19 protein-coding genes and 1 tRNA gene are annotated in these 19,729 nt (G+C 64.3%); 10 read left to right on the top strand and 10 right to left on the bottom strand.

Annotation, left to right across the window (positions count from 1 at the left end; genetic code table 11):
• Positions 1 to 85: 85 nt before the first annotated feature.
• The 4 genes from GOSPT_RS00995 (at position 86) to GOSPT_RS01010 (ending at position 4,651) form a co-directional block, all read left to right on the top strand.
• Complete coding sequence (locus GOSPT_RS00995; RefSeq protein WP_039854185.1) at positions 86 to 1,339, top strand: pyridoxal phosphate-dependent aminotransferase; 1,254 nt, start codon at positions 86 to 88, stop codon at positions 1,337 to 1,339.
• Between the two features lie 180 nt (positions 1,340 to 1,519).
• Positions 1,520 to 2,521: an alpha/beta fold hydrolase gene (locus GOSPT_RS01000; protein WP_005201960.1), complete on the top strand. Its 1,002-nt coding sequence runs from the start codon at positions 1,520 to 1,522 to the stop codon at positions 2,519 to 2,521.
• A 47-nt stretch (positions 2,522 to 2,568) separates the two neighbouring features.
• Positions 2,569 to 3,489, top strand: a complete 921-nt coding sequence (locus GOSPT_RS01005) for a metal-dependent hydrolase (protein ID WP_051993713.1) — start codon at positions 2,569 to 2,571, stop codon at positions 3,487 to 3,489.
• 22 nt (positions 3,490 to 3,511) lie between these two features.
• Positions 3,512 to 4,651 (top strand): PDR/VanB family oxidoreductase, encoded by a 1,140-nt coding sequence (locus tag GOSPT_RS01010; protein WP_005201962.1) that lies wholly within the window; start codon positions 3,512 to 3,514, stop codon positions 4,649 to 4,651.
• Here GOSPT_RS01010 and GOSPT_RS01015 read toward each other — a convergent pair.
• Entirely contained in the window at positions 4,613 to 6,178 is a 1,566-nt protein-coding gene (locus GOSPT_RS01015; RefSeq protein WP_005201963.1) for an MFS transporter, read from the bottom strand. The two genes, GOSPT_RS01010 and GOSPT_RS01015, sit on opposite strands and share 39 nt — an antisense overlap.
• Before the next feature lie 87 nt (positions 6,179 to 6,265).
• Between GOSPT_RS01015 and GOSPT_RS01020 the strand changes: the two genes are divergently transcribed.
• Both GOSPT_RS01020 and GOSPT_RS01025 read left to right on the top strand, forming a co-directional pair.
• Positions 6,266 to 6,844 (top strand): TetR/AcrR family transcriptional regulator, encoded by a 579-nt coding sequence (locus tag GOSPT_RS01020; RefSeq protein WP_005201964.1) that lies wholly within the window; start codon positions 6,266 to 6,268, stop codon positions 6,842 to 6,844.
• Between the two features lie 16 nt (positions 6,845 to 6,860).
• The gene (locus GOSPT_RS01025; RefSeq protein ID WP_005201965.1) at positions 6,861 to 7,727 is read left to right on the top strand and encodes a MerR family transcriptional regulator; all 867 of its coding nucleotides are present in this window, start codon (positions 6,861 to 6,863) and stop codon (positions 7,725 to 7,727) included.
• On the opposite strand, the gene GOSPT_RS01030 is transcribed toward GOSPT_RS01025, so the two are convergent.
• From GOSPT_RS01030 to GOSPT_RS01050, 5 genes are all read right to left on the bottom strand, one after another.
• Positions 7,692 to 9,173 carry a hypothetical protein gene (locus GOSPT_RS01030; protein WP_005201966.1) on the bottom strand — a complete coding sequence of 494 codons (1,482 nt, stop codon included), beginning with the start codon at positions 9,171 to 9,173 and terminating at the stop codon, positions 7,692 to 7,694. The genes GOSPT_RS01025 and GOSPT_RS01030 overlap by 36 nt on opposite strands.
• An 88-nt stretch (positions 9,174 to 9,261) precedes the next feature.
• A complete protein-coding gene (locus GOSPT_RS01035) occupies positions 9,262 to 10,683 on the bottom strand; it encodes a UDP-glucose dehydrogenase family protein (protein WP_005201967.1) in 1,422 nt (473 codons plus the stop codon).
• Between the two features lie 104 nt (positions 10,684 to 10,787).
• Entirely contained in the window at positions 10,788 to 11,363 is a 576-nt protein-coding gene (dcd, locus tag GOSPT_RS01040; protein WP_005201968.1) for a dCTP deaminase, read from the bottom strand.
• 97 nt (positions 11,364 to 11,460) lie between these two features.
• Positions 11,461 to 12,030 (bottom strand): hypothetical protein, encoded by a 570-nt coding sequence (locus tag GOSPT_RS23455; protein WP_005201969.1) that lies wholly within the window; start codon positions 12,028 to 12,030, stop codon positions 11,461 to 11,463.
• Between the two features lie 54 nt (positions 12,031 to 12,084).
• Positions 12,085 to 12,855, bottom strand: coding sequence for an SDR family NAD(P)-dependent oxidoreductase (locus tag GOSPT_RS01050; RefSeq protein ID WP_005201970.1), 771 nt, complete (start codon positions 12,853 to 12,855; stop codon positions 12,085 to 12,087).
• Between the two features lie 163 nt (positions 12,856 to 13,018).
• Between GOSPT_RS01050 and GOSPT_RS01055 the strand changes: the two genes are divergently transcribed.
• Positions 13,019 to 13,092 (top strand) — tRNA-Gly (locus tag GOSPT_RS01055).
• A gap of 256 nt (positions 13,093 to 13,348) precedes the next feature.
• Here the strand turns inward: GOSPT_RS01055 and GOSPT_RS24185 are convergent.
• Positions 13,349 to 13,660 carry a hypothetical protein gene (locus tag GOSPT_RS24185; RefSeq protein WP_231895027.1) on the bottom strand — a complete coding sequence of 104 codons (312 nt, stop codon included), beginning with the start codon at positions 13,658 to 13,660 and terminating at the stop codon, positions 13,349 to 13,351.
• A 291-nt stretch (positions 13,661 to 13,951) separates the two neighbouring features.
• Here GOSPT_RS24185 and GOSPT_RS22750 point away from each other — a divergent pair, with 291 nt between their 5' ends.
• On the top strand, positions 13,952 to 14,635 hold the full coding sequence (locus GOSPT_RS22750; RefSeq protein WP_005201973.1) for a YoaK family protein: 684 nt from the start codon (positions 13,952 to 13,954) through the stop codon (positions 14,633 to 14,635).
• A 30-nt stretch (positions 14,636 to 14,665) separates the two neighbouring features.
• Here the strand turns inward: GOSPT_RS22750 and GOSPT_RS01070 are convergent, their stop codons facing one another.
• Positions 14,666 to 15,331, bottom strand: coding sequence for a phosphoribosyltransferase (locus tag GOSPT_RS01070; protein ID WP_005201974.1), 666 nt, complete (start codon positions 15,329 to 15,331; stop codon positions 14,666 to 14,668).
• 15 nt (positions 15,332 to 15,346) lie between these two features.
• Positions 15,347 to 15,808 (bottom strand): nuclear transport factor 2 family protein, encoded by a 462-nt coding sequence (locus GOSPT_RS01075; protein WP_039854187.1) that lies wholly within the window; start codon positions 15,806 to 15,808, stop codon positions 15,347 to 15,349.
• Positions 15,809 to 15,909: 101 nt separating this feature from the next.
• Here GOSPT_RS01075 and GOSPT_RS01080 point away from each other — a divergent pair, with 101 nt between their 5' ends.
• Positions 15,910 to 16,878 carry an ABC transporter substrate-binding protein gene (locus GOSPT_RS01080; RefSeq protein WP_005201976.1) on the top strand — a complete coding sequence of 323 codons (969 nt, stop codon included), beginning with the start codon at positions 15,910 to 15,912 and terminating at the stop codon, positions 16,876 to 16,878.
• Between the two features lie 171 nt (positions 16,879 to 17,049).
• Here the strand turns inward: GOSPT_RS01080 and GOSPT_RS01085 are convergent, their stop codons facing one another.
• The gene (locus GOSPT_RS01085; RefSeq protein WP_005201977.1) at positions 17,050 to 17,928 is read right to left on the bottom strand and encodes an SCO6745 family protein; all 879 of its coding nucleotides are present in this window, start codon (positions 17,926 to 17,928) and stop codon (positions 17,050 to 17,052) included.
• 158 nt (positions 17,929 to 18,086) lie between these two features.
• On the opposite strand from GOSPT_RS01085, the gene GOSPT_RS01090 reads away from it, so the two are divergent.
• A complete protein-coding gene (locus GOSPT_RS01090) occupies positions 18,087 to 19,712 on the top strand; it encodes a DUF222 domain-containing protein (protein ID WP_005201978.1) in 1,626 nt (541 codons plus the stop codon).
• Positions 19,713 to 19,729: the final 17 nt, after the last annotated feature.

A 19,729-nucleotide genomic window follows, 5' to 3' on the forward strand; every position in this document is an offset into this window, starting at 1 on the left:
TCCTCGCACGTGTCAGAGGCGCGTGTTTCTGCATTTCCGACGGCCCGAAAAAATCGATTTGCCTGCGGCTGAGACAATTGAACCCGTGAGTAGGCCGTATGTATCGCACCTGAACCAGAACCTCAAGCCGTTGGAGCAGTCCGAGAAGCTGCAGAACGTCTGCTACGAGATCCGTGGGCCTGTGCACGCGCATGCGGCGCGACTCGAGGCCGAGGGCCATCGGATCATGAAGCTGAACATCGGCAACCCGGCGCTGTTCGGCTTCGAGGCGCCAGACGTGATCATGCGCGACATGATCCACGCGCTGCCGTACTCGCAGGGCTATTCGGAATCGGCCGGCGTGCTCTCGGCCCGACGCGCGGTGGTCACCCGCTATGAGCTCCTCCCCGACTTCCCGTACTTCGACGTCGACGACGTGATCCTCGGCAACGGTGTCTCCGAGCTCATCACCATGACGATGCAGGCGCTTCTCAACAACGGCGACGAGGTGCTGATCCCCGCGCCCGACTATCCCCTCTGGACGGCCATGACGGCCCTCTCCGGCGGCACGGCCGTGCATTATCGCTGCGACGAGGACAACGACTGGAACCCCGACATCGCCGACATCGAGGCGAAGATCACCGACCGCACCAAGGCGATCGTCGTCATCAATCCCAACAACCCCACGGGAGCTGTCTACTCGCGCGAGGTGCTCGAGCAACTCGTAGACGTCGCCCGACGCCACTCGCTGCTCATCCTCGCCGACGAGATATACGACAAGATCCTCTACGACGACGCTGAGCACATCAACATCGCGTCGCTTGCCCCCGACCTGTTCTGCCTGACGTTCAACGGGCTCTCGAAGGCGTACCGGGTCTGTGGCTATCGGGCTGGCTGGGTGGTGCTCACCGGCCCCAAGGACCACGCCAAGGGCTTCATCGAGGGCCTGGGCATCCTGGCGTCGACGCGCCTGTGTGCGAACGTCCCCGGCCAGCATGCGATCCAGGTGGCCCTCGGCGGGTACCAGAGCATCGAGGCTCTCGTGGCGCCCGGTGGACGCCTCTACGAGCAGCGCAACGTGACGTGGGAGAAGCTCAACGAGATCCCCGGCGTCAGTTGCGTCAAGCCCAAGGGTGCGCTCTACGCGTTCCCCCGCCTCGATCCCGAGGTCTACGAGATCCACAACGACGAGCTCTTCGTCCAGGACCTGCTGCTGCAGGAGAAGATCCTGGTGGTGCAGGGCAGCGGGTTCAACCTCGACGATCAGAACCACTTCCGCATCGTCACGCTCCCCTGGTCGCGCGATCTCAAGGACGCCGTCGAACGGATCGGCAACTTCCTGTCGTCCTATCGCCAGTAGTGTCGTATCGCCAGTAGTTTCGCCAGCAGAAGCACCCCCGATGACCTGCGGCGCAGCACCTTCTGCGCGATTCGCCGATCCCTGCCCGCGCGTTATGTGACACTCTTCGTTGTCACCGTCTCTGGACATAGCTGTGACGCTCGGTTACGTTAACCAGATCACGGTTCGAAGGGGTCACGTATGAAGCAGTGGGTCGAACGACTCATCGACGTCGACGGCGTACGGCTCGCGACTTTCGAGTTCGACGATCCTGCCGGCGACACGTCGGCCGTCGCAGGCGCAGGCAACCCAGCGGACCCAGACGGTACCGATGCAGCCGACCGTCCGACGGTGCTGTTCGTGCACGGCTGGCCGGATACGCATCACGTGTGGACCGAGGTCGCGGAGCGTCTTTCCGACGACTTCCGGGTCGTCGCGTACGACACCCGCGGACTCGGCGTCTCCGATAATCCGCGTGGGGTGTCGGCATACCGCATCGAAACGCTCGCGGACGACCTGTACGCGGTCGCCGCCGCGGTGAGCCCCGACGCGCCAGTCCATGTGGTAGCGCACGACTGGGGCTCCATCCAGTCATGGGAGGCGATGTCGCGCCCCGACGCCACAGATCACTTCGCGTCGTTCACCACCATCTCTGGCCCGTGCCTGGACCACGTGGGAGTGCTCCTGCGCGAGAACATCTCTCATCCGACGCCACGTCGAGCGCTCGACACCCTGCTGCAATCGTTCTTCTCGACCTACATCGTGCTGCTGCACCTACCGTTCGGTCCGACGCTGATCTCCGCGACACTCGGCTCACCGGGCGCGTGGCGACGATTCCTGCGGCTCATGGACGGTACGCCTGCCGAGCAGATCGTCACCGCGCCCTCGCTGCGGAACGACATGCGTTCCGGCGCGCGGTATTACCGAGCGAACATGGTGCGTAAGGTCGGCAAACCCAACCCGCGCACGACTCACGTTCCGGTTCTGGAGATGGTCAATACCCGCGACTTCGCGGTGCGAACTCACCTGCTGCGCAACACGAACCGATTCGCGCCCGATCTCACACGTCTCGAGTCACCGACCCCGCACTGGGCTCCGACGACCAACCCCGGTTACGTTGCCGACTCGATCCGCGAGTTCGTACGACGCATCGCCGCCCGAACATCCACCGCGACGACCCCCGACCGCGCCGCTATCCGCTGACCTGCCATCGCGAAGGAGTTTCTCCCGTGCACTCACACGCCGAGAGGGTGAACACCACCTCAGCATTCGCACCGCACCCATCCACGCCACAAGACAACGACACCGATCCCGGTGATGTCGAGCTTCACGCACGCAACGTGGCATTCGACTGGAGCGACGTTCCGCTGCACTGGATTCCGGGTCATCCAATCGCTTCCGACTTCATCAGCGTGCTCAATCTGCTTCTCCCCGAGGGAGAGCGCTGGTTTGTCCAGACCTACAACGAAGCGCTCCCCCTGGTTCGTGACGAAGAACTGGCTGCGACGATGCGCGGCTTCATCGGCCAGGAGGCCATGCACGCGGAGGCACACGACCACGTGCTCTGGGAATTCCTCGACCACCACGGAATCGACCCACGGCCGTACTGTCGCCAGATGGAGTGGGTCTTCCGAAAGGTGTTGGGCCCGTTGGAGAAGGGCAGCGTGGAGGCCAAGCAGAAGCACCTCATCGAGCGCCTGTGGCTCATCGCAGCCATAGAGCACTACACCGCGATCCTCGGCGATTTCGCGCTGAACAACACCTGGACTGAGGTCGGCGCCAACCCGACAATGACCGACCTGTTCGTCTGGCATGGCGCTGAAGAGGTCGAACACCGAGCTGTCGCACACGACGTCGCGGTCTACTTCGGCGACAGCTATCTACGCCGTGGCCGAGCGATGCTGATCGCATTGCCCACCCTGTTACTCCTGCTGTTCCGTGGCTTCCGATTCATCACTCATCAAGATCAGTCGATTCGCCACAACAACTACTTCTTTCGGCAGTACCACTACTGGCGCGGGGTGCGCGCGGGCGTGTTACCGACGGTTCGCAGCGTGCTCTTCGCGACGGTGAGCTACTTCCGCCCTGGATTCCATCCCAGCGAAATCGGTTCCACTGCACAGGCTGTCGCCTACCTGGCCTCATCGCCCGCAGCACGCAACGCCTCCTGAGTACCCACGAGAACACGAGACCATGAATCAACGTGCTCATCCGCACACCACCGAGATGACCTCGCCGCCACCCCATCTCTATGGACGGTGGCGCCACGACCCGCTGATGCGGTTCGGCACCGTTTTGTCCAAGACGTGGCTACCGTTTTGGCGTCCGTTCTCGCCGCTGCGGCCGACGGCCGAGAACGACGGTGTCACCACGCTGCGCATTGTGCGACGAGAGGTCGTCGCGCAAGACGAGAACGTCGTCGCGTTGACGTTCGCAGGCCTCGACGATCAGATGCTTGAACGTTGGCATGCCGGAGCACATCTCGACCTCCTACTGCCGTCGGGAAGAATGCGCGAGTACTCGCTGTGCGGCGACCCTGCCGATCGATACAACTACCGCATCGCCGTGCGGCGCATCCCCGACGGCGGTGGCGGTTCGATCGAGGTACACGACACCCTGCGCGTCGGCGACACCGTGTCGATCAAAGGGCCGCGCAACGCTTTTCCGATCGCATTGCCCGGCTATGGATCTCGTGCCAGCTCGCTCCGGTTCGTCGCTGCGGGCATTGGCATCACGCCGATCCTGCCCATGCTGGCGGCCGCCGAGCGCCTCGGTCTCGACTGGTCGATGATCTACACCGGTCGCAGCATGGACTCGATCCCGTTCCGCGACGAGGTCGCGCGATTCGGCGACAAGATCACCATCCGCACCGACGACGAGCACGGTCTGCCGAGTATGGAGGAGTTGCTCGGACCGATCGACCCCCAGACCGGAAGAGCCCCATCAGGTCTCGCGGTCTACTGCTGCGGCCCGGTACCGATGTTGGAATCGTTGCGGCGCCATCTACACGACCGCCCCGACATCGAACTGCACTATGAGCGTTTCAGTCCGCCGCCGGTGGAGAACGGTCGTCCGTTCACCGTGACGATCGCGTCGACCGGGCAGCAGATCGACGTCGCGGCAAACGAGACCTTGCTGAGCGCGCTGCGCGAAGAGGTTCCGTCAGTGCCGTATTCATGCCGCCAGGGTTTCTGTGGCACATGCAAGATCAGGACGTTGTCGGGGGCAATCGACCACCGCGACAACATCCTGACCGAGCCGGAGCGCGCAGCGGGCTCCATACTCACCTGCGTCTCACGCGCCGGTGGCGATCACCTGACCGTCGACCTCTGAGTGCGCTTCCGACGTGAGTTCGACAGCGCGCGAATGACTTTCGCCGCGCAGGAGAACCGCAGCGGCAACGGCGGCCACGGCTGTCACCGAAACCGCCACCCAGACCGCGCTGTGTAGCCCTTCGACGAAGACCTCCTGCACGGCGATGGTCATACGGCCGGAGATCGACTCAGGGGCGCGGGCAGCGACCTCCGCTCCGCTCATCACCGACTGTTCGGCCATCTCGGCAATCTGGCGTGGAAGTCCCAGTGCTCCAATCCTTTCCGATACGGTCGACGCGTACACCGAGGTGAGCACCGAGCCGAGCACGGCCACGCCCAGTGTTCCACCGATCTCGCGCGTCGTGTCGTTGACGGCACTGCCAGCGCCCGCCTGCTCCGGTTGCAGCGAGCTCATGATCACGTGCGTGCACGGACCCGTGATCGCGGCTAGGCCCGTAGCCATCAGCGCCATCGACCAGATGATGAGTTCCCAGTATCCCGACATCCGTGACGAGATCTCTACCAGCGCAAAGCCTGCCGACATCAGGACAGCTCCCGAGGTCACCACCCACCGTGGCCCGAATCGGTGTGCCAGCGCCATGGCGACCGGCGAGCAGACCGCGGTCACGAGCGCGAAAGGCAGTGTGCGCAGGCCCGCTTCGAACGGTCCGTACCCCTTCACCGCCTGGAAGACCTGGGTGATCAGGAAGATGAAACCGAACAGCGAGAAGAACGCGACTGCCACCATCCCCGCTGCTGCCGCGAACCTGCGGTTGGCGAACAGCGTGAGGTCGAGGATCGGGTGCGCGACCACGAGTTCACGCCACACGAAGAGTCCGATAACTACAATCGCCACAACGAGTCCCACGATGGTTCGAGCATCGGTCCACCCGTGGTGAGGACCTTCGATCACCGAATAGGTGAGCAGGCCGAGTCCGATGACCGACAGCACCAGGCCGACGACGTCGAACCGCGACACCGATTCCGGTCGCGTGCCGGGTACCACCGCGAGTACCGCGATTGCGGTCACCGCCGCGATGGGCAGGCTGACCCAGAACACCGACGCCCACGAGTAATGCTCGAGCAGCCACCCTCCGAGCACCGGCCCGATCGCCACGGCGATTCCCGACGTCGCACCCCAGATGCCGACCGCCGTGGCACGTTGCTTCCCTTCCGGGAAGATCGCGACGATCAGAGCAAGCGTCGCGGGAAAGACCAGTGCCGCGAACACCCCCAGTCCGGCACGCGCGGCGATCAGTTGACCCAGCGTGTTCGACGACGCGGCCAGGGCCGACACCCCGGCGAAGCCCGCGATACCCACCAGGAGCATCCGGCGATGCCCGAACCGGTCGCCGAGGTAGCCGCCGGTGAGAAGCAGCCCGGCGAAGACGAGCGTGTACGCGTCGACGATCCACTGCAATCCCGAGATCCCCGCCCCGAGATCGCGCGACATCGTCGGCAACGCGACATTGACGATCGTGTTGTCGACCATCACCAAGAGCTCAGCCAAACACAGCGCACACAGCGCCAACCAGCGAGAACGCATGCGACTCCCCTTCGATGTGGATTACTGTTCCACAGTTGTAGAACATTGTTCTTATCTAGAAGAACACTGTTCTAGTAGGTTGTCAATATGGCTTCTTCACGAGGTACGCGTCGTACCCCGGCGACCGAGGTACGCACGAATCTCATCGCGTCCGGGCGTCGAATCCTGGAACGAGACGGGGTCGCCGGACTCACCGTTCGGGCGGTCGCCACCGACGCCGGCGTCGCACCCATGGGGGTCTACAACCACTTCGACGGCAAGGAAGGGTTACTCGACGCCCTGGTCAGCGACGCCTTTGTCGAGTTCGCGCGCATGATCGACGTGACAGACGACGACGCCCGAGAGAGGTTGGCGCACAGCGGCAGGGCCTACCGGGAGTTCGCGCGACGCTACCCAGTCGCGTACTCGCTGATGTTCTCGCGCGAGCACCATCCCGACTCCGACGTCGCCGACCACGCCTTCGCGGTCCTGACCGACCACATCAGATACGGTCAGAACGCGGGACTACTCATGAAGATCGATCCATACCAGGCGACGATGCAGGTCTGGAGCTGCGTTCACGGTGCGGTCTCGTTGGAGTTGGCGGGCACCCATCCCCCGACGATCGATCCCACCGAGAACTACGAGCACGTATTGGCCATGGTGGTCCGCGGTCTGAGCTCGTGATGCGAGAATGAGCGCGATGAGCAGCGACGACAAGGCCACCAACGAATACCGGATCGATGATCTGGCACGGGTTGCCGGGACCACCACACGCAACGTCCGCGGATATCAGGATCGCGGACTGTTGCCCAGGCCACTGCGCCGGGGACGGATCGCGATCTACACCGACCTCCACCTCGATCGCCTCAGAGTGATCAACGATCTGCTCCGTCGCGGATTCACCATCCGGCACATCGGCGAATTCCTCACCGGAATCCAGCGCGGCGACGACCTCGCCGACGTCCTCGGACTGCGCGAAGTGGTCGCCGCCCCGTGGGGGAACACGACGAAGACCTCGGTCAGCGCAGACGAACTTCGCGAGTTGCTCAACAACAGCAACCCCGCGTACTTCACGCGATTGATCGACCTCGGCCTGATCAAGCCCGAGGGGACGGCAGATCCCCCGACGTCGTTCACGGTGCTCGACCAAGACACCATCGACGCATATGCTCGCCTCGTCCGGCGCGGCTTGACTCTGAATTCGATTCTCTCCGTACATGAGAACCTCAGTACGCAGATGGATTCTGTTGCGGAGGCACTCATTTCGGCTGGACGCGGGACGATCGCCGAGGAGTACAAGGACGGTTGGATACCCCAGACCCCGGCCGAAGCAGATTGGGTGCGTGACCTTCTCGTCGAATTCAGAAGAGCTGGTTCGACGATCGCGCACAATGCCCTCGACCGCGCACTCGATCGCGACATGGCCCGTCAGCTCGACGACTATCTCGCCATCGCCAACGACTCCGTCGATCAGGATCCGCTCGACATCCGGGGAGAACGCCAGAGCTCGACCGCCAAGGGACGAAAGCGATCAGGGAACGACGATCGGCGGCAATCCTCCGGGTAGCGGAATGACCGCTCGCGGTTTGGGTTTCGGCCGCGCATTGCTGCGCGGGCGCGGCTGTTCTGCGCGCTGCGACTCCTCGGTCCGCGGGGGCGGCGGAGGCGGCGGCACGTAGGTGGCAGCGGGTGCGCGGGCCTCGTTGAGGTCGGCGAGGTCCGCGTACAACTGTGTTGTCGTCGAACTGTGAGTCGCTGTGACCGGGTTCGACGCCGAGGGCGACGCGGAACCGCCGCTGAGCCCAAGTGCGGTGGCAGCCACCGCAACTCCGACGACGCCGAGCGCTCCGACACCGATCAGGATCTTCTTCCGACCGCGCCCCGTCGGCGCATCAACCGCTGCCCCACCGACCGCTGTCTCGTCAACTGCCGTCTCGTCAACCGCTGCGGCGTCGTGGCCGCGAGGCTCGATGCTGGGCGATATCGGAACGAAGCCGTCAGCCTGATAAAAGTCTTCGACGTTGTGCTGAAGACCGGCGTTGTGCTGAAGACCGGCGGTCGGCAGATAGGAGGGCGCCGACTGATCGGAGTATGCGAGCCGGATTGGCTCGATCCGATCGGTCACGTCGAACTCGTTGTCGACCGATCGCTGCGGCGGGGCGAGCGGTGACTGCTGCCTGCCGGCTTCTGAAAACGAGTCGCCAGGGACTTCCGCAACGGCGTCGCCCTGAACTTCTGCGACCGGGTCGGCAGCGACGTCCGCGACGGAGTCTTCAGCCACCTCCGCGACCGACTCGCGGTGGATCTCGACGTGGTCGGTGGTCTGGGCCACGGGTTCGGGCTCACATGCGGCGGTGGACCCCTGCTCGGCGGCAGCGGGCAGCGCCAGCGTGACGTCGTCGAGAACCACGATCGGGACGTCGGTGACCGGCGCGAGCAATTCCGGGAGTCCAGGCCACACGGTGTGCGTTGAATCGAACACCATCGCGCTGACCGTGCGGCCCGTCGAGTCGGCGCATTGCGCGACGGCGTCGGGGACGCGCTCGGCGCAAACCAGCGTCGACTGTGCGACGTCGCGTCGTGTGACGCGGAACAGTCGGACGTACTTCTCGCCCATGATGAACGTCCCGTCGGACTCGGCGAGGCGGTATCGGCCCCTATGGCTCAGGAGGCGCAGTTCCGCTGTCCACTCGTCGGAGTCAGGGGCGTCGACGCGTCCCGCGCGCACGAGGTGATCGGAGATGAGGGCGTCGAGGTCGGCTCCGCTTGTGCCAGAAGCACGTCTGCTCGCGAAGGCCGTACCGGACTCGACGTCGACGAGTGTCACTTCGACGCCATCCTCGGTGACGCTCACCACAGCGAAAGAGTCGACGAGCGTCGAGTGACGGCGTCGGAGATGGTCGGAGACACGACTGATCACGGACGCGTCGACAACCCGCCCGTCATTGATCACCCCGTTCGGGATCACCCCGTCGTCCATAGTTCGGTAGTCCCCGTCATCGAGAAACCCCACGCACATTCTCGTGAGTCGCGCCCAGTACACCTGAGCACGCTCGTTTGACCACTCCCCCGCAGTTCTGAGTGTTCAACCTAGCATGACGTCAGCGGTGCACCACTTGTGTCGCATCTTCGAAGGACAGACGACCGAGACCGACCGAGTCCCGCTGATCTGCACCGAACCCTCCATTGTGACTCGCCGTTGCGCCGCCGAGTGCGGCGTACGACCATCCCGCCCGCCGCCACGACTGCGGGTCCAGGCACCGGCGCCCGTCGACGATGACACGTGACCGCACAACGGGATCGAGTTCGGATGGCGCCATATGCACGAATTGTGCCCATTCGGTGGCGATTGCGACGACGTCGGCGTCCTGGGCGGCCTCGGCGGCCGAATCGGCATAGTCGAGCATCGGATACATCCGCCGAGAGTTGGCGTTGGCCTTCGGGTCGAAGACGGTGACCGACGCCCCGCGCAGCGCCAATTGTCCTGCGACACTCAGTGCGGGTGAATCGCGAACGTCGTCACTTTCCGGCTTGAATGCTGCGCCGAGGACCGCGATGTTGGCGCCCAACAGTTCTCGCGGACATACTTGCGCGATGAGGTCGACCATCGCGGAGCGTCGTCGCATGTTGATCGTGTCGACCTCGCGCAAGAACCGCAGTGCCCCATGCGCTCCGAGTTCTTCGGCGCGCGCCTCGAAGGCACGAATGTCCTTGGGCAGGCATCCACCGCCGAATCCGAGGCCCGCGTTGAGGAATCGACGCCCGATCCTCTTGTCGTGACCGATCGCGTCGGCGAGCGTCGAGACGTCCGCACCGACGATCTCGCAGAGTTCACTGATCGCATTGATGAATGAGATCTTGGTCGCGAGAAACGCATTCGCCGAGACCTTCACCAACTCTGCTGTGGACCAGTCGGTTTCGATGACCGGAAGTCCGGTGTCGATGACCTTGCGGTACACATCGCGCAGCACCGTGCGCGCGTCTCGTGCGTCGGCGTCCGGATCGGTGCCGATCACCAGACGATCAGGACGCAGAGTGTCTTCGACGGCGTAGCCCTCGCGCAGGAACTCGGGGTTCCAGGCGAGATCGACCGTGGCATCCGGCGCCGTCAACGTACTGATCCGACGCGCCAACGACGCGGCGGTACCTACTGGCACAGTCGATTTGCCGACGATCAGGTGGTCACCACGCAGATGTGGCACCAGCGCGTCCACCGCGCCTTCGACAAACGACGTGTCGGCCGCGTGTCCACGCGCACGCTGCGGTGTCCCCACCCCGATGAAGTGCACGCAACCGTGTGCGGCAGCGGCGTCGGCCTCTGTGGTGAACGAAAGTCTGCCCGCAGAGATGTTGCGGCGCAGGATGTCTGCGAGCCCTGGCTCGAAGAACGGAACGTCGCCCGACGACAGGCGAGCCACCTTCTCCGGATTGACGTCGACGCCGAGCACGTCGTGTCCGAGTTCGGCCATACACGCTGCGTGTGTCGCCCCCAGGTATCCACACCCGATCACTGTCAGCTTCATACCTGAAGTGACTACGTGGGCCGATCTGCCAACTCGCTACGAGCATGTGACCAGTCGCGGACGCGCGCGTGAACGTCGAGGAGTCGCCGGTGAACGGTGAGCGTCTACGGTGCGTCGCGGATGAAGTTCAGATACGCCTTCGACGGCGTCGGGCCGCGCTGGCCCTGGTACTTCGATCCGACTGCGGCGCTGCCGTAGGGATTCTCCGACGGGCTGCTGAGCCGGAACAGGCAGAGCTGTCCGATCTTCATGCCGGGCCAGAGCGTGATCGGCAGATTGGCAACGTTCGACAGTTCGAGCGTGATGTGGCCGGAGAAGCCCGGATCGATGAAGCCCGCCGTCGAGTGTGTCAGCAGACCGAGCCTGCCGAGCGATGACTTGCCCTCCAGCCTGCCTGCCAGATAGTCGGGCAGGCTGCAGATCTCCAGCGTCGAGCCGAGGACGAACTCGCCCGGGTGCAGCACGAACGGCTCTCCGTCTGCAGGTTCGACGAGCGTCGTCAGCTCGTCCTGCCGCTGAGCGGGGTCGATGTGGGTGTAGCGGGTGTTGTTGAAGACCCGGAACAGGTTGTCGAGCCGGACGTCGACGCTCGACGGCTGCACGAGAGCAGGATCGAAGGGGTCGATCGACAGGTTGCCGTCGGAGACCTCGGAGCGGATGTCGCGATCGGAGAGCAGCACGCCTGCGAGCGTATCGGACGGTATGTGGTGCAGGTACGACGACGGCGTTCTGCAGTCCTACCGGTTATTCAGATGGAACCGTGCGACCCATGGCGCCTCAACCCCCGGAATTGAGCTCTGCGCGGCACTCCTCAGTTGTCTTGGTCTGGATGCAGTCCGACCACGCCCGCTGGTCGTCGGCCCAGCGATGCTCGGGAGTCTGACCAGTGTTGAGTTGCCACTGATAGTTGGTACAGATGATGGCGTTGCCGTTGGCGTCCGTGGCGGTCCGGCCGATGTCCGCGCCAATGCACTGGTCGCCCAGCGACGGTCCTGGAGTCGCGGTTCGAGGCAGGTCCGGATTGGGTGCGACGCCCTGGACACTGGACCACACCGCGCCGTCGGTGCCCGCGAGACGTGAGCAGTATGCCGTCGAGCCGTCCGCGAATACTGCCGTCGCCCCGATCGGGCCGCACTGCGCGCCCTCGCTGACCGGGGCAACCGTGGGCGTCTGCGGCGGTGCCGTAGTTGTCACCGTGGCCGTCGGCGTCGATGAGGGTACCGTCATCGTGACCGCCGAGACGCTCGGCTTGTGCTGGCTGGTGGTCGTCGCGGTGCCCGAGTCCGTGGCGCAGCCCGCGAGGACGAGAACAGACGCCGCGGCCAGCATTCCCCAAATCGATCGCATGGCAATCGGTTTACTCCGTCCGCCGCGGTTTGGCGCCAGTAACGGACTACTTGCTCAGCTCACAGTGCGCTCGGCGATAGCCAGCACAAGCCGACGCGGAGCAAAGCGTGCACCGTACGCGCCGATGCGATTGACGAGACCGTCGACGACGCTCGGCTTGCCGGCATCGAGCGCCTTGAACGCGGTGTCGACAACCTGCTTGGTCGTGCGTCGCGACTTCATCGCCGAGCCGTCACCCGCAACGTCGAAGAACTCGGTGTCGGTGGCTCCGGGACAGACCGCCAGCACACGGACTCCCTTTCGCTTGCCCTCCGACCACAGCGCCTCGCTCAGCGACAGCACGTACGCCTTGGTGGCCGCGTACACCGCCATACTCGGAACCGGTTGGAACGCAGCATTACTGGCGATATTCACGATCGCACCTGTACCCGCGTCGGCCATGCGCTTGAGGTAGGTCGTGGTGAAGTCGGTGAGTGTGCCGACGTTGAGCTGTACCTCGTCGCGGATGCGCGACGGATCGGCGTCGGCGAGGTATCCGAACGTGCCGAAGCCCGCGTTGTTGACCAGTACGTCGACGCGCAGTCCACGACTATCGGCTTCGGCGACCACCTTGTCGGCTGCGCCCGGTATCGAAAGGTCGGCGGGGATGACCTCGGCGCGGACGCCGTGTCGCGACGCCAACTCGTCGGCGAGTGCGACCAGCTTGTCCTCGCTGCGAGCGACCAGGATCAGGTCGGCACCACGCGACGCGAGTGCGCGGGCGAACTGCTCGCCGATACCTCCGCTCGCCCCCGTGATCAACGCTGTGCGGTTGCGGTACTCCATGTGTGGTCTCCCCGGTCGTATGACTGCCGTACTTGTATGTATCAGTCAGCGTGCCGCGGGTGCATCCGCGAGCCTGGTCGCGAGGATAGCCGCGACATCGCGGCCGGTCACCGTCATCGAGGCCCGGGTTTGCTAGGCTGTCGATCGCGAGTAGACCTCGCGCGCCGATGTAGTTCAATGGCAGAACACTAGCTTCCCAAGCTAGGTACGCGGGTTCGATTCCCGTCATCGGCTCCATCATCACCGCAGCTAGAGCGGTTTTCCAGCCGCTGAACGGCTAGTCCGCAACGTCACATGCCCTCCGCGTGATCCGCCTTGGTGCCCGGCAGACCGGAACGACCCAGCGCTCCACTGAGGGCAATCGGTTCCGATGTCACGTAACCCGAACTAGTTCGGCTCAGACCAGTTCGGCGATCATCGCGCGGACCATCCAGTCTCGGTAGTCGGGCGCGGCTCGAGACGGCGTGTAGGTTCAGCCGTCGCGATTCAGGACTCAATTGATACGAGGGTGATCAGCGCGAGGGCGGCCACCGCCGGCATCACGACGGGCGGAACACCGCTTTCGGTCGATGACGACCGACCCGACCGCGCTCAGGGACACCGCGACCGCCATCGGGACTGCACCGGCGAACAGGTCGAAGTCTGGAATGCATAACTCGACGTTGCCGCAGTAGTCCCCGAACTCCTTACCCCTGAACGCCCGGATGCCGTTCACCGAATACGCGAGCGCAAGCATCCAGAGAATCGCAAAGGGCACCGTCGCCGTAGCCGTCCGACCACGGATTCGTAGCAGAACAGTACTCATGAGCAGTGCCCCCCGCAGCGAGGGCCGCGGCCGTATGAAAGTCTGCTGCCACACGGCCAGAGCCCTCGATGGTACGCCGATCTGCCGACGTCCAGTAGAAGAGGGCCAACGCCCACGGAACCGCCACGGTCGCAACGACGTGCACCGCCAGCCAGACGTGGCGAGGCATCGCCACATGGCGGGCGCGACGGGACATTGACCCATACTGCCAGCGACGTTCACCTAGCCGACGCCAAGGAGCCTCAGTAATGTCTGCCTTCGTAGATCAGGGCAGGACGAAGGAGGGTGCGGATGTCGGCACTAACCGGCGGAGTCCTTCGCCCGACCCACGGCGAGGTTGGGATCATCAGTGCTGTGCTGATGACCGTCGTCGGTGGGTACGTCGACGCCTTCCTCTATCTGCGGCACCAGGTGTTCGGATTCGCACAAACCGGCAACGTCGTGTTTCTGGCGGTCGGGTTGGTCAAGGGCGACGAATGGGCCAAGTTCGCCTGGCCGTTGCTGGCCTACCTCGCGGGCCTTGTTGCCGCCCAAGTGCTTCGCACACTGGTCCCGACGCTCCCGGCGCGCGCTCTCGGCTCGGTGCTCGTCCTCCAACTCGTCGTCTTCACCGTGCTGGCATGCCTGCCGTCGACCGCGCCTGCCGCACTGTTCGTGATCCCCTTGTCGTTCGTGGGAGGGGTGCGGCTCGAATTGTTCCGCACTGCGGGCGGAATCTCGTTCGTGAGTATCGCGACGACGGGCAACCTGATGCGGTTCGTCGCGGCGGCAGCCGACCTCGCACGCGGAAGGTCGTCGGCGCAGGTTCGGGCCGCTGTCGCCACAGCTATCGTCGTGCTCGCTTTCCTTATTGGCGCACTCTGCGGTGCGGGCGTTGCCCAGACGATCGGCCCGGCACTGTGGGGAGCGGTGCTCCTCGAGGCTTTCGGCCTCGCCGTCTTCGTTGCACAGGTGCGTACGCGGCCAGCCGCGTGACGGTAGAGCGTCCCTAGCTGCGGTCCCGCATCATCTGTCACGAAGACAGCTCACCACGTCATCGTCGGCGACCTGGCCGAACTCGCCGTACGAAAGGCCCACGGCACGAAAGGGTTCGGGAACATCGACGGCCACCACCCGGTCGATGTCGGGATCGCCTGCGAATCTGCGCAGAGCGTCTCGCGGAGCAGTCGGCACGGCGATCATGACGCCGGCGGCGCCCGCCACCCGAACGGCACGCGCGGCAACCGCCATCGTGGCACCCGTCGCGATCCCGTCGTCAACCAGGACGACAAACCTTCCGTCGAACGAATACGGTTGCCGTTCTTGGCGATATCTCGTCTCTCGCTCGACGCGCAGCGCGTCTTCACGCAGCACGATCTCGTGCAATTGCCGATCTGACACCCCTAGTCGCCGCGGCACGTCGTCGGCCACGAACACCTGCCCCGCCGCCAGCGCACCCATCGCGTACTCCGGCTGTCCGGGAGCGCCGAGTTTGCGCACAACCAGCACCTCGAGCGGCAGGTTGAATGCCTCGGCGACCTCACGACCGACGGGCACACCACCCCGCGCGAGGCCGACGATCAGCGGAAGTGGTTGCTCTGCAGACGAACTCGGTACGATCCCGCCGGTCTCGCTGATACGGCCGGCCAATGCTCGGCCGGCGTCGGCCCTATCCGCGAAGAGGCGTGACATCACCGGTCCTCGAACTCACGACGAGGCGGCGAGGGTGATCGCCTGGCCAACTGTGACGGAAAAGCTCGGTATGTCCTTCAGATCGATCGTCGCCTCGTACGTCCGGTCGTAGCCGGTCGCGCAGATGCGCCAGCCGTCGTCGGTTCGGCGGTAGGTATCCGCATAGAACGCCGCTCCGATCATCATGAAGGAGAACTCCGGCACGATGACGCGATCTTGCAGGTACCACCGACCGGTCGCGGAATCGCCGTCGACGACGATCTCGGGATGATCGACGCGATGCTCGGTGATGACACCCGGTCCGACCGAGCTGCGCATGTACCCGACTAGTTCATCTCTGTCACCGAAGGACAGCTTCTCGCCATAGTCGCCGGTGACGTCCTCGGTGAGCGTCGCGGCGAATGCATCCCAATCCTTGGTGTCGAGTCCCCGCAGGTAGCGGTACTTGAGCGCCTTCACTTGCTCGAGATCGTCCATGCCCAACGTCTACTCCGCGCCGCCCGTCGGCGGGGGCGTTTGGGCACAACCGATCGCGCTATGCCCTACCGCACAAAACGGACATCGGTTAGGTTTGCCTAATGCGATTCACCTTTGGCCGTCTCGCGGTAGTGCTCGCGGCAGTGTCACTGATAGTCGGAGCCTGTTCGAGCGCCGATTCCGATTCCGATTCGTCATCGTCGTCGCCGGCCGGGCCGGTGACGATCACACATCAGTACGGCACCACCGAGATCCCCAGCACTCCCAAGCGTCCCGTCACGTTGAACTGGACCTGGGCAGACTCTCTGATCAAGCTCGACATCCCGATCACCGCAGAGTTCGTGCTGGAGGGCTACTCAGGCGAGAACAACCGATTCGAGTGGACGCCTGAGCATTCGTCGACCGTCGTGCCCTACACAGCGACGCCGGATATCGCGACCCTCGCGAAGTACAAGCCGGACGTCATCCTGGCCGGCTTCCTGCCCGACAAGGCGTCGTGGGAGCGCCTCCAACAGATCGCCCCCACCATCCCCGTACTCAAGCAGGGCACCCAGGTGGACAGCTGGGAGGATGTGACCACCACGGCTGGCGAGATCTTTGACAAGCGAAAACAAGCCGCCGATGCTGTCACAGAAGTCAATGATGAACTCGCACAAGTCAAGTCGGAGTACCCGAAGGCTCAAGGCAAGACGTTCTCGTTCGCTCAGTTCACTCACGAGAATCAGCTCGGCGTGATCACCTCCGACAACGACGCCGCGTCGAAGCTGATGGGTCAGATGGGTTTGGTACTCGACCCGACGGTGAAGTCGTTGTCCCCCAACGGCGATCGCACTCTTGTGTCCCCTGAGCGGATCGACGTGCTCCGCTCGGACCTGCTGATTCTCTGGCCACTGGCGGGAGGACCCGAGGCCTTCGAGAAGGTTCCGGGCTTCACGTCACTACCCGCAGTACAGCGCGGCAGCACTGTGTACCTGGACAACAACAACGCGGCAGCCTTCAGCAGCCCGTCGATCTACTCCGTGCCGTGGGCGATCAAGAAGGTCGAACCCGCCCTGGCCAGGATTCAGTGACATGCACGATTCAGTGACATGCACGATTCAGTGACATGCACGATTCAGTGACATGCAAGCCAGAGACTCTCGCGGACAGACGATTCGCGTGAGCCTGTCCGTCGGCGCCGCCCGGTTCAACGCCGACGGGGATCAGGTCCGGGATCAGGTCAGGAGAATCGGATCACCCAGTTACTTCTTCTTGGTTTCCGGAAGCACGCCCGCGTCGATCACGGCCTTCACATACGGTCGGGAACGCACGAGTAGTTCGTCGACATCCTCACTCGCCCATGCCAAACCAGTGATGGCATCGGTCTCGGCTTCGATCGCGCGGTAGAGATCGAGGCCGGCCGCGGTCAGCTCGTGCCCGTCGTCGACCCTGGTGGCAAGCCCACGCTCGACGAGCCTGGCAACCGACGCCTCCCACGCCTTGTCCGACCAGCCGCGGGTCAGCTGGGCGAGTCGTCGACCCAATGCTCGACGTCGAATCGTCGGGTCGGGCAGCCCTGCCTCGTGGAAGGCCGCAGCGTCGATTCCGTCGAGACCGTTCTGGACGAGGACCGCAATGTGGTTGTCTCCCCGCCACTCCCGCAGCACCGATAGCGCGTGCCAGAGCGCGAGGTGGGGAGAATCCGGTGGCGTCAACGCCGCCCACGCCGCGGCAAGCGACCTGCCTCCCACCGGGAGACTCGACGCGATGTCGTGGTAACGCTCAGCGAGAGAAGCCATTTCAGGTTCGACGACCCGCTCGCCCAGTATGTCGCGGAACTGTGCGTCGAGCATCTGCTCTCGACGCGCGGCAACCTTGTCGAGACCTACCTTGCGCGCCGACTCCCAGGCGTTGTTGATCAGCTCAGGCGCGAAGTTATAGAACGACGAGACCACGACCGGGGCTGCGCAGTCGCCCAGCGGCGCGCCGCGTGCTCCGACATAGAATGCATGCGCGTCGAGGCCCAGATCGTTCTGTGCCGCAGTGAGTCCCGGGTTGAAGTAGGCGAGGACGTGGAACGGCTCGAGAGTTTCATACGCCAACCTGGCGCGGGCGGCTGCGGTGTCGTCGACGGTGACCATGCGCTCCACCCTCGCGGCGGGAAGGCCCCGCGTCAAGGATGGCGTCGACGAACCGGCCCGGGAAGTTTGCTCAACAGCCAGACAGATTCTCCTTGACATGTCCGATTTGACGGGTACGTTGGATGTAGAACATAAGTTCGATACCGGAGACGGGCGGCATGGGGACCGAGACTTCAGACATCCACGAGGGGCAACCAACGGGCGACGATGATGCGTCGAATCCTGTTGCGCTGTATGAACAATTGCATGCATTGCTCGACCAGCTCGACGTCGTCGATACCAGTGGCGCAACGGAAGCCGAGGTGGCGGCCACGGCGATCGAGCACGAGCGCGCGGTGCGCAGAATGATCTCGATCGGCAACAGTCGAATCATGGATGTGTCCAATCGTGCGGCCTATCGTGCTGTCGGCAAACACTCGTTGTCCGACTTCATGATGGGCCCGCTGCGCCTACACGACGCAACCAAGCGCAGAGGGCAGATCCTTGCCCTCGAAGAGACCTTCACGATCACCGGCGACACGATGCCCCCTACCTACCCTCTGCTCGCCGACGCCTTGCGCAGCGGCGCACTCGGTGCCGATCACCTCACCGCAGCACTCACTGTTCTGAACAAGATCCCGCAGGGCATCGATGCGGAACAGCTGACCCGCGCCGAAGCCGAAGTTGCCGGGTTCGCACAGAATCTCGCGCCGCGCCAGATTCTCGCCGCAGGCAATCGTCTGCTCGCCTACCTCGACCCGGACGGCACGATCACCGACGACAACGACCGCAAGCGTCAGCGCCGCCTCACCATCGATAATCAAGACACACAGTCGATGTCACGAATTCTCGGCACCCTCGATCCCACAACCCGCGCGATGCTCGATACAGCACTCGCAGCGTGGGCGGCACCCGGAATGAACAATCCCGACGACGAGGCCTCTCCCACCGGCAGCAACGAGTTCGCCGATGCGGGCGCGCTCAAGGAGGCAGCGGCCCGCGACACTCGCACCCAGTCGCAGCGCAACCACGACGCGCTCTCCGCAATTCTCAGGGCAGTCCTCGACGGCGGGCTGCTCGGCGCCAGTCATCGCGGACTTCCGCCACACCTCGTCGTACGCATCTCCGACACGCAGCTCCGTGAGTACGCGGGCTACGGACAGACCACTACCGGCGCCGACATCCCGATGCCCGACTTGATCCGGTTGGCCGCTCAATCGGTCATGCACCTGGCCGTGTTCTCCGAGCACACCGGCGCGCCTCTCTACTTCGGCACAGCCAACCGCCTCGCAAACGAGTCGCAGCGGTTCATGCTGTTCGCGCAGTACGGCGGATGCTCCATGCCCGACTGCCCCCGCCCCTTCAGTCACTCCGAAATCCATCACGCCGAACAGGATTGGGCAAAGGGCGGACGCACCGACATCGACGAGCTCGCACCGGCCTGCGGACCCCACAACCGCGCGGTCGGCGACGGCCCCGGGCAGTTCACCACAGAGAAGATCCCCGACGGCCCCGATCGCGGGAGATACGGTTGGCGATCCAACCCCGACCCGGCGTTCCCGGACAGAGAAAACACACTGCGCACCAACAACATTCACGATCTCGACGCGATCATCGACGAGAAACTCGAGCGATGGCGAGCCGAGCTGACGCCGCCAGTCGCGGTACCAAAATCCCCAACTCCACCGCCGGCAGACCCGCGACCCATCGACGACTACACCTACCCCGAGGACGTCGCCGACGAGATCGTGCGCATGCTGCACGACGGCAGCCTGATCACCGTCGGCGAACTCGAACCCGTCTGACGGCGGCGCCGATTGCG

Origin of the sequence: Gordonia sputi NBRC 100414 (assembly GCF_000248055.1) — a bacterium.
Lineage (GTDB): Bacteria > Actinomycetota > Actinomycetes > Mycobacteriales > Mycobacteriaceae > Gordonia > Gordonia sputi.